This is a genomic window from Nitratireductor sp. GZWM139, from assembly GCF_030068685.1.
Taxonomy (GTDB): Bacteria; Pseudomonadota; Alphaproteobacteria; order Rhizobiales; family Rhizobiaceae; genus Nitratireductor; species Nitratireductor aquimarinus.
Genome location: NZ_JAMQML010000015.1, coordinates 111,476 through 120,312, shown reverse-complemented (window position 1 = coordinate 120,312; position 8,837 = coordinate 111,476). Strand labels below are relative to the sequence as shown.

Below are 8,837 nucleotides of genomic sequence, written 5' to 3'. Positions count from 1 at the left end.
TCAACCCACTGATTTCAAACGATAATAAAAAACGACAAACAGGGCCAAAAACTTGCCAAACCGCGCATTTCCGGCCTTTTCAGCCATTCTTGCCGGCAAAACTCTAGCCCGCAAAAACCATGTCGCATTCTGACATGTAAAACTGCCCTTACGGCACCCTGGCTTTTACCGTCGTACCGTCCCGGGCGGGGACCGGTTCACCCTGTATAAGGAGTGAACCGATCCGGAGACCTCTTCTAGGGTCGTCGGGAATGATCACCCGGCGTACAGCCGAAACGGGACTGAAACGCCCGGCTGAAATTCGCCACATGCCGATATCCGGCATCCCATGCCGCCTGTTTGATAGAGACACGCTCCAGCTTTATCCGCCGTGCGGCCTCATCCAGCCGGGCATTGCGCGTGAACTCCGCAACGGTCTCGCCGAACGCCTGGCGAAAGACTTCGTTCAGACGCCGGGGCGCCATGCCCACTTCTTTGGAGAGATCTTCCAGCCCCGGCGCATCCGCCAGCCGTGAAAGAACAATATCCTGCGCCGCGCAGGCCGTGGACCGATCATGCTCGCTGATCGCGCGCTCATCTTCCTTGAGGCCGCTTTGCCTGATCACATCACAATAGACTGCCAGAAGTGCGTTGACCGTGCCTTCCAGATGCAGGCGACGGGTTTCTCCGCCAAGCTGCGAGTCATTCATCATCGCGCAGAGAAAGCGCACCTCGGGACGGGTCTCGAAATGCTGCACCGTACGCTCTTCCATATGAAAGAGACGGTGCATGGCCTTGGGCGGTGCAAAGCCGAGCCGGCTCTCGATCATCTCCTCGCGCAGGCAGATGCCGGCGGCGCAGACCGCCTTGCCCGGCATGACCCGGAAAGTGCCCCGATGCTCGGGCAGATGCATCGCCAGATTATCGCGGTTCGTGAACACCCCGTCGCAGCCATTGAGATCGTAATGAACGACACCGGAGGCGCACCCCATGAAGCTGACCGTTCCCGGCGGCTGGGTGTTGCCGATTTCCATTTCCGTCTCTTCGCGGAAATGCATGCGGGTCAGATGCAGGATCACCCCGTCATTCAGTTCAAACCGCTCGAGCTCACAGGTCCCGAATGGCAGGGCGGACATCGCCTCGCTGTCATAGGCCGAACCGGCATGGCGTCCACCGCCCTCCGCTTCAAGTTTCACTTCAACGGTCGGTTTCTCGAAAGACCCTGCCATAGACATTTGAAACGCTCCCCCAAGCACACGCAGCCGCCACCCATATATGACGAAGCGGCGCTGCAAATAATGATAACAAAAAGCAATTCACCACAACCCTTGTAAGACTTAGCCGGCGTTTCGCTGTGTAGCATTGCAAATCAGGAACCTTCCGTGACCGTGCGCCGGTATTTCACCGCGCGGCGGGCGGATGCGTTTCGTTTTCAAGGGGGATGAAAGAAGGCCGGACGCGTTCCGGCGACCTTCTTGTGCGGAATGCGTTCGCAAAGGCGCTCTTCGAGCAGCCGGCAGGCATCGTGTCCGGAAACCCCGACAAACGACATACCGCAACACACCGCATACCAAGGAACGCTTCATGACCGAGCAAAGCCCAACCGTGCTGGCCAATCGCCTGGCGCTTGAAGGCGGCACGCCCGTGCGCACCGCGCCCCTGCCCTGGGAACTGCCCGGCGCACACTGGATCGGCAAGGAGGAGCGCGAGCTGGTCGACCGGGTGATCGACGCGCAGAGCCCCTTCCGGTTTTACGGTCCCAACCCGCAGCACATGGTCGACACGCTGGAACAGGAGTGGCGCGCCGCCTATGGCCATCGCCATGCGCTTGGCGTTTCCTCCGGCACGGCCGCCCTTTCCATCGCCATTTCGGCGCTCGACATCGGGCCGGGCGACGAGGTTCTGATCGCCGGATATATGTGGGTGAGCTGCGTGTCCGCCATCGTGCGCAGCGGCGCGATCCCCCGGCTGGTCGATATTGACGAGACCTTCTGCATGGATCCGGCGGATCTGCGCCGCAAGATCACGCCGCGCGCCCGCGCCATCCTTCTGGTGCATATGAGTGGTGCGCCCGGCCATGTGGCCGAGATCGCCGGGATCGCGAAGGAGAACGGCCTCGCTCTCATCGAGGATTGCGCGCAGGCTGCCGGCGCAAGTTCCGGCGGCACGCCGGTTGGCCGCTTCGGCGACATCGCCACCTTCAGCTTCCAGCTCAACAAGAACATGACCGCCGGCGATGGCGGCATGATCGTCTGTCAGGACGATGCCATCTTCCGCCGCATCACCGCGCTCCACGATCTTGGCTTTGCGCGCAATGAAGAGGGGCGGCTCGACACATCCGACGAGACCTGCCAGCTCTGGGGTTTTGGCGCACGCATGTCGGATCTGGCCGGCGCCATGGCGCTTGCCCAGTCTCGCAAGCTCGGCCAGATCACCGGCGCCATGCGCACGGCCAAATGGCGCATCCGCGAAGCGCTGTCCGACATTCCGCAGATCGACTTCCGCACCGTGCCGGATCCATCCGGCGACAGCGGCCCCTTCCTTGTCACGCTCTATCGTGACGCCGAGACCTGTCAGGCCTTCACCGAGGCACTGCGCGCCGAGGGCATTCGCGGCCCGGCAGGTTCTCTGAGCTGCATCACCATGCGCGAATGGGGACTGCACTGGTATTTCAACATTCCGAGCCTCACCGAGAAGCGATCCAACAGCCGTGACGGCTTTCCTTGGACGCATCCGCTCAACGCCTTTGCCGGCGAGATCGATTATCGCCGCGGCGCGTTGCCCAATTGCGATGCGCTCAGCGAGCGCGGTGCGCTCCTCGCCATCGCTTCCAAACTCACCGACGACGACGTCACCGACATCATCACCGCATTCAGAAAAGTCGCCAATGCCCTCTTCAATCGCTGAGACCGCCGCACCGATGCCGACACTCTCTTCTCTCCTGACCTCCGATCCCTTTTCCATCTCCAAGGCGACCACCGGCATTGATGTGCTGGTGATCGGCTCCGGAACGGCCGGCGTCACCAGCGCCATCGAACTGGCGCGCAAGGGGCTTTCCGTGGTGATCCTGGAGGCCGGCCCTTTCCTGCTGCCAAGCCATGTGGGCTCCACCCCTTTCCGCAGCCGCGAGGACATCACCCCGCAGATCCACAATCTGGTGCGCTATCGCACCGCCTGGACCGACCACGAGCACTTCAGCGATGGCGTTGCCTCGCCGCTCAACAATGATGCATGGTCGGCTGTCGGCGGACGCACGCTTTTCTGGGGCGGCTGCACGCCACGCTTTTCGGAATGGGATTTTGACGACTGGCCGTTCTCTTATGAAGAGTTCGCCAGCTATTACGACCGCGCCGAGCGCATCATGCATGTCTCCGGCCGCTCGGAGGAGCGCCCGCCCTTCTTCCGCGGCAAGGCGCAGGACACGATTCTGGACCGCCTCCACAAGGCCGGCATCGATGCCGAACACGCCGCACTCGGTGTCGACACGCAGGAATCGCGCAATGGCTATGTGCCGCGCGGCTTCGATTCTGCTGCCGACCGCCTGCTGCGCAGCGGCCTTCTCTCAAGAGAAGTGGCGCGCGGACGCATCGTGCTGGTTCCCGACACCATTGCCGAGAGCATCGAGAACAATGGCCGGCAGGTGACCGGCATCGTTGCGCGCGGTGCGCAAAGCGACCGCCGCTTCCGCCTTGTCGCCCGTCATTACAGTCTGGCCGGTGGCGCGATCCAGTCGACGCGGCTGGCGCTCGATTCCGGTCTGCGCGACATTCACCCGCTGGTCGGCACCCACATCGCCGACCACCTGTTCATTCAGGGCCTGTTCCGTCTGAAGGCGCCGCTCAACGAGCCGATCTACACCTTCATTCCCGCCGGCAAGGACCGTCCCTATCACATCCAGATCCAGGGACCGTTCGACGAGACCTGGTATTCGCCCTATCACGCAACCGTGTGGCTCGACTGCGATCCCCAGGGGCTGTACCTCCTCGCCTATTGCTTCGGCGTCGGCGAAGCGGCCAAGAGCAACGAGTTACAGCTCACCGGACAATGCGGCGACGGCCCCGGCAATATGGGCCGCTACGCAGTCCTCAACGGCCGCACCGAAAACGACCTGCGCATTCTCGACGAGATGAACGCCTTCCTTCCGCAGGTGGCGGAAGGCATGGGCGCGGAGCTGGTGCGCAGCCAGATCAACCCGCCCGGCGCGGCCCTGCATGAAATCGGCGGCCTGCGCATGTCGGCGGAGCCGGGCGTCGGCATCACCGACACCCATGGCCGGTTCTGGGCTCTGCCCAATCTGTCCGTTGCCGATTCCGCAGCGTGGCCTTCACAGGGTTCGGCCAACAGCTACCTGACCATCACGGCCTGGTCGCTTCGTCATGCAGAAGGCGTGGCCGAGCTGCTCGGGGAGGAGATCTGATCCATGCTGATCCGACTGGTGATACTGGCCGCCCTGTTCGGCTTTCTCTTCGGGTTCGATGAAGGCGTGATTGCCGGCGCTCTGCCGCTCATTACTTCGACCTTCGAAATCTCCGCCTCCGGTGAAGGCCTCGTCACCGCCTCCGTGCCGCTTGGCGCGGTGGGTGGCGCGATCCTCGCCGCGCTGTGGGCCGACAGTCTGGGCCGCCGCAAGGTGCTCATCATGTGTTCGGTTCTGTTCGGCATCGGTGCAATCGCCAGCGGTCTGGCGCAGGAAGAAATCGCGCTCATCCTTGCGCGCCTTCTGCTCGGCATCGCCATCGGCGCGTCGGCGCTCGCCGCCCCCATGTTCCTCGCCGAACTTGCGCCGGCGCGGCATCGCGGCGCGATCGTCTCTGCCTTCCAGCTCATGATCACGATTGGCATTCTGGTGTCCTATCTGATCGACCTGGCGCTGGAGCCGCTCGGCGCATGGCGCTGGATGCTGGCGCTTGGCGCGGTGCCCGCCTTCGTCTCGCTGATCGGCATCGCGCTCTCGCCGGAAAGCCCGCGCTGGCTCGTCATGCGCGGCCGCCGCGAAGAGGCCGGCTCGGTCATCGCCGCCATCCAGCCGGACCTCGACCGCAAGGAAGTGGACCACATTGTCGGCGACATCGCCGCAACGCATGCAGGCGAACCGCGCACAGCCCCGTGGTCGGATTTCCTGTCGGATCACATCCGCCCGCTGGCGATCTTCGCCATCGCCGCCTTCCTGCTTCAGCAGGTCAGCGGCATCAACGCCGTCATCTATTATGCGCCGACCATTCTCGGCCATGCCGGCTTCGATGGTTCGAGCACCCAGCTCACCGCCACGGTGGGCATCGGCATCGTCAATGTCGTGATGACCGTGGTCGCCATGCTCTTCGTCGACAGGCTCGGTCGCCGACCGCTCTTCATTCTGGGTTTCATCGGTTCTGCCGTGAGCCTCGCCGTGATCGCCTATGCGATGAACGGACAGGGTTCCGAGCTTGCGACACTGGCGCTGATCGGGCTGTTTGCCTACATCGCCTTCTTCGCCGTCAGTCTCGGGCCGCTTCCCTGGCTTTACATGTCCGAGCTTTTCCCGCTCGCCATGCGCAGCCGCGGCATGGCCATGGCCTCGGTCGCCAACTGGTCGTGCAACTTCCTCGTGGTCTTCATGTTCCCGTTGCTGGTCAGCTATGCCGGTGCGGCGGCAACCTTCGCCGTGTTCTGCGCCTTCTGCGTTCTGGGCGCGGTGGTCGCCTGGCTCTATGCGCCGGAAACCAAGGGCGTGAGCCTTGAAGATCTGGAGCAGCGCGAGCTCGTGGCGGCGCAATGAGCGATGCCGCCATTCCCGGCAGACCCGCCGCCTTCGCGGTTGCGCGGGTCGCCGCACTGACAGCCTGCAGCGGGCTGCTGTTCGGCTACAGCACGGCCAGCATCGCCGACTGGCTGGAGCCCATCGCGGCAGTGTTCAGCCTCACCGTTCGCGGGCAGGAATATCTCACCGTCTCGCTGGTCATCTCCTGCTTCTTCGGCGCGGTTGCAGCCGCACCGCTTGCCCGCCGCTTTGGCCGGCGCATGGCTTTGGCCGGCGCATTCGTTCTGGCTGCCGCCGGCTATGGCGTGGTTCTCACCGAACCGTCCCTCTCCCTGCTGGTCTTTGCGCGCGTCCTGATCGGGCTTGCCGTCGGCATCTCCTCCATGGTCGCGCCCATGTATGCGGGCGAGGCCACCCCGGCAGACCGGCGCGGCGGCGTGGTGGCGCTGTTTCAGCTCGCCGTCACGCTCGGCATACTCGCGGCCTATGCGGTGCCGCTGATCCTGCTCGACCATTCCGCATGGCCGCTCGCCATTGGCGGCGGCATCGTCATCCCGCTGGCCGGGCTCCTCATACTTGTCGCCGTGCCGGAAAGCCCGAGCTGGCTCATCGCCGCGCGCGGCGACGCCGCCGCCCGCGCAGCAGCCGGTGTGCTTGGCGTGCCCACCCCGCACGCCGCGCCGTCCACCGCCGGGCACGCGCGGCCTTCGCTCTCGCTGCGCACCGGCGCGACCTTGGCCGTCCTCGCCCTGTGCTGCGGTCTCTTCATTCTGCAGAACTTGAGCGGCATTGACGGCATTCTCTATTATGCGCCCACCATCTTCACCGAGCTTGGCTTTCCGCCGGGGCTCGCAGCGCTGGGCGCAACCTTCGGCCTTGGCCTCATCAATGTGATCGCCACCGTCATCGCCATCCTGACCGTCGACCGGCTTGGCCGTCGTCCGCTGGCGATCTACGGATCGCTGGTCATGATCCTCGGTCTCTCCGCCGTGGTCGCCGCGCATCTGTGGGACATGCCGTTTCTCGGCCTCGCCGGCCTGTGCGTCTACATCGCCGCCTTCGCCCTCAGCCTCGGGCCACTGCCCTATGTGCTGATGGCCGAACTCATGCCTTCCAGCCTGCGCGAGGCGGGCCTCTCCGCTGCGTCCGCAACCTCATGGCTGTTCAACGCGCTGGTCGCGCTGTTCTTCCTGACCGGCGTAACGCAGTTCGGTCTCTCGACCGTGTTCATGTTCTTCGCCCTGATCTGCCTGTTCGCACTGGTGATCTCGATCATCTGGCTGCCCGAGACCAAGGGCCGCTCGCTCGAGGCCATCGAGGAGAACGTGCTGAAGGGCGTCCCGCTCCGGCAGGTTGGCCGCTGATCAGAGCGCGGCCAGCCGCCGCTCCAGAAACCGGCGCTCCGCCGGCTGGCGGGCCAGCTCCAGCGCCGTGCGATAGGCATCCCGCGCCACGTCGATGCGTTTCAGCCGGCGCAGCATGTCGGCGCGGGCCGCATGGGCCAGATGATAGGCGTCGAGCCTTCCATCGGCCATCGCTGCATCAATGGCCGCAAGCCCCGCTTCCGCGCCGTCGCGCATGCTGAGCGCCGCAGCCCGGTTGAGCGCCACAACCGGCGACGGGTCCACCATCGCCAGAATGTCGTAGAGCGACACGACCTGCCGCCAGTTCGTTTCATCCGTGCGCGCCGCCGCGCCGTGCTCCCCTGCAATCGCCGCCTGCAAAAGATAGGGGCCAAGCCGTCCCGCCTGCAGCGCGTGATCGATCAACGCCCGCGCCTCATCGATCAGGGCGCGGTCCCAGCGCGAGCGGTCCTGATCTTCCAGCAGAACGATGTCGCCTGCCGCGTCCACCCGGCTTTCGCGCCGCGCCTCGTGCAGAAGCATCAGCGCCAGAAGGCCCGCCACTTCCGGATCGTCCATCAGCCCCGCCATCAACCGGCCGAGCCGGATCGCCTCACCGGAAAGGTCGGCGCGGGTCAGCGCCGGCCCGTCGGTCGCGGCATACCCCTCATTGAAGATGAGGTAGATCACGCGCAGGACGCTCTCGATCCGTCCCGGCAGCTCCGCCCGTGCGGGTATCTCGAAGGGGATCGCCTCGTCGCGGATCTTCGCCTTGGCGCGCACGATCCGTTGAGCAATCGTCGGCGGTCGGGTCAGATAGGCCCGCGCGATCTCTTCCGTGGTCAGCCCGCCAACTTCGCGCAGTGTCAGCGCAATGCTGGCATCGGCAGGCAGGTCCGGGTGGCAGCAGGTGAAGATCAGCCGCAGTTCGTCATCGCGGATATGTTCGGGAATAGCCGGTTCCGAAGCCGGGTCGGCCAGCGCCGCAAGTTGCGGCAGAGCGCCGGCAAGCCGCGCCTGCCGACGCCAGCGATCCACCATTTTGAAACGGCCGGTCGACACCAGCCACGAATAGGGATTGGCCGGCACGCCCTCGCGTGGCCACCGGTCCGCTGCGGCGGCGAAGGCTTCATGGAGCGCTTCCTCCGCCGCATCGAACCCGCCCAGAAGGCGGATCAAAGTTGCGAGCACGCGCCGCTTCTCGCGGCGATAGACCGCCTCGACGGCAGCGCGTGCGTCAGCCCCGTTCACAGCTGCGGCGGCGGGCTCGAGAAGTCGACCAGCGGACGCACTTCGATGGAACCGATCTTCGCCAGCGGATGACCGCTGATCGCGCGCACCGCATCGTTCAGGTCGGGCGCTTCGACGAGCACGATGCCGCCAAGCATGTCCTTCGTCTCCATGAAGGGGCCGTCCACCGCCGACATCTTCCCGTCGCGCATCTGCACGGTCATGGCGTTTTCCGGCAACTCCAGCGCCTCGCCCATGACGAAGTGGCCGGTCTCCTTCAGCTTCTCGTCATAGCCAGCGCACTCGGCCAGCGCCGCATTCGCTTCCGGGCTACCGCCGAACAGCTCTTTCGGATTGTAATAGATCAGGCAGGCATAGCGCATGGTGTCTCTCCTTATATGAGCGCTTCGAACGCCCATGGTCGTCTGGCAGCAGCCGGATTCGACAACACCATGAAAAATTTTTCGCGCCCTGTCGAAATGAACCTGCCGATGCGGTCCACCTTCTCCCCGCCTCTTGCCGTTCCCCGCAGGAAGGATAGAACGCTC

7 protein-coding genes are annotated in these 8,837 nt (G+C 64.6%); 4 read left to right on the top strand and 3 right to left on the bottom strand.

What is annotated here, in order from left to right; translation table 11 throughout:
* Nucleotides 1–236: 236 nt before the first annotated feature.
* Nucleotides 237–1,214: a helix-turn-helix domain-containing protein gene (locus NDI72_RS17635; protein WP_283801185.1), complete on the bottom strand. Its 978-nt coding sequence runs from the start codon at nt 1,212–1,214 to the stop codon at nt 237–239.
* Between the two features lie 349 nt (nt 1,215–1,563).
* Between NDI72_RS17635 and NDI72_RS17630 the strand changes: the two genes are divergently transcribed.
* From NDI72_RS17630 to NDI72_RS17615, 4 genes are read left to right on the top strand one after another with little or no spacing between them, the layout of a single operon-like run.
* Nucleotides 1,564–2,886 carry a DegT/DnrJ/EryC1/StrS family aminotransferase gene (locus tag NDI72_RS17630; protein WP_283801184.1) on the top strand — a complete coding sequence of 441 codons (1,323 nt, stop codon included), beginning with the start codon at nt 1,564–1,566 and terminating at the stop codon, nt 2,884–2,886.
* Entirely contained in the window at nt 2,867–4,396 is a 1,530-nt protein-coding gene (locus tag NDI72_RS17625; RefSeq protein ID WP_283801183.1) for a GMC oxidoreductase, read from the top strand. The genes NDI72_RS17630 and NDI72_RS17625 overlap by 20 nt, the downstream gene beginning before the upstream one ends.
* 3 nt (nt 4,397–4,399) lie before the next feature.
* Nucleotides 4,400–5,734, top strand: a complete 1,335-nt coding sequence (locus NDI72_RS17620; RefSeq protein ID WP_283801182.1) for a sugar porter family MFS transporter — start codon at nt 4,400–4,402, stop codon at nt 5,732–5,734.
* The gene (locus NDI72_RS17615; protein WP_283801181.1) at nt 5,731–7,080 is read left to right on the top strand and encodes a sugar porter family MFS transporter; all 1,350 of its coding nucleotides are present in this window, start codon (nt 5,731–5,733) and stop codon (nt 7,078–7,080) included. The genes NDI72_RS17620 and NDI72_RS17615 overlap by 4 nt, the downstream gene beginning before the upstream one ends.
* On the opposite strand, the gene NDI72_RS17610 is transcribed toward NDI72_RS17615, so the two are convergent.
* Nucleotides 7,081–8,310 carry an RNA polymerase sigma factor gene (locus NDI72_RS17610; RefSeq protein WP_283801180.1) on the bottom strand — a complete coding sequence of 410 codons (1,230 nt, stop codon included), beginning with the start codon at nt 8,308–8,310 and terminating at the stop codon, nt 7,081–7,083. It abuts the gene before it with no gap.
* Nucleotides 8,307–8,672, bottom strand: coding sequence for a YciI family protein (locus tag NDI72_RS17605; RefSeq protein WP_113153789.1), 366 nt, complete (start codon nt 8,670–8,672; stop codon nt 8,307–8,309). Before NDI72_RS17605 ends, NDI72_RS17610 begins: the two co-directional genes overlap by 4 nt.
* Nucleotides 8,673–8,837: the final 165 nt, after the last annotated feature.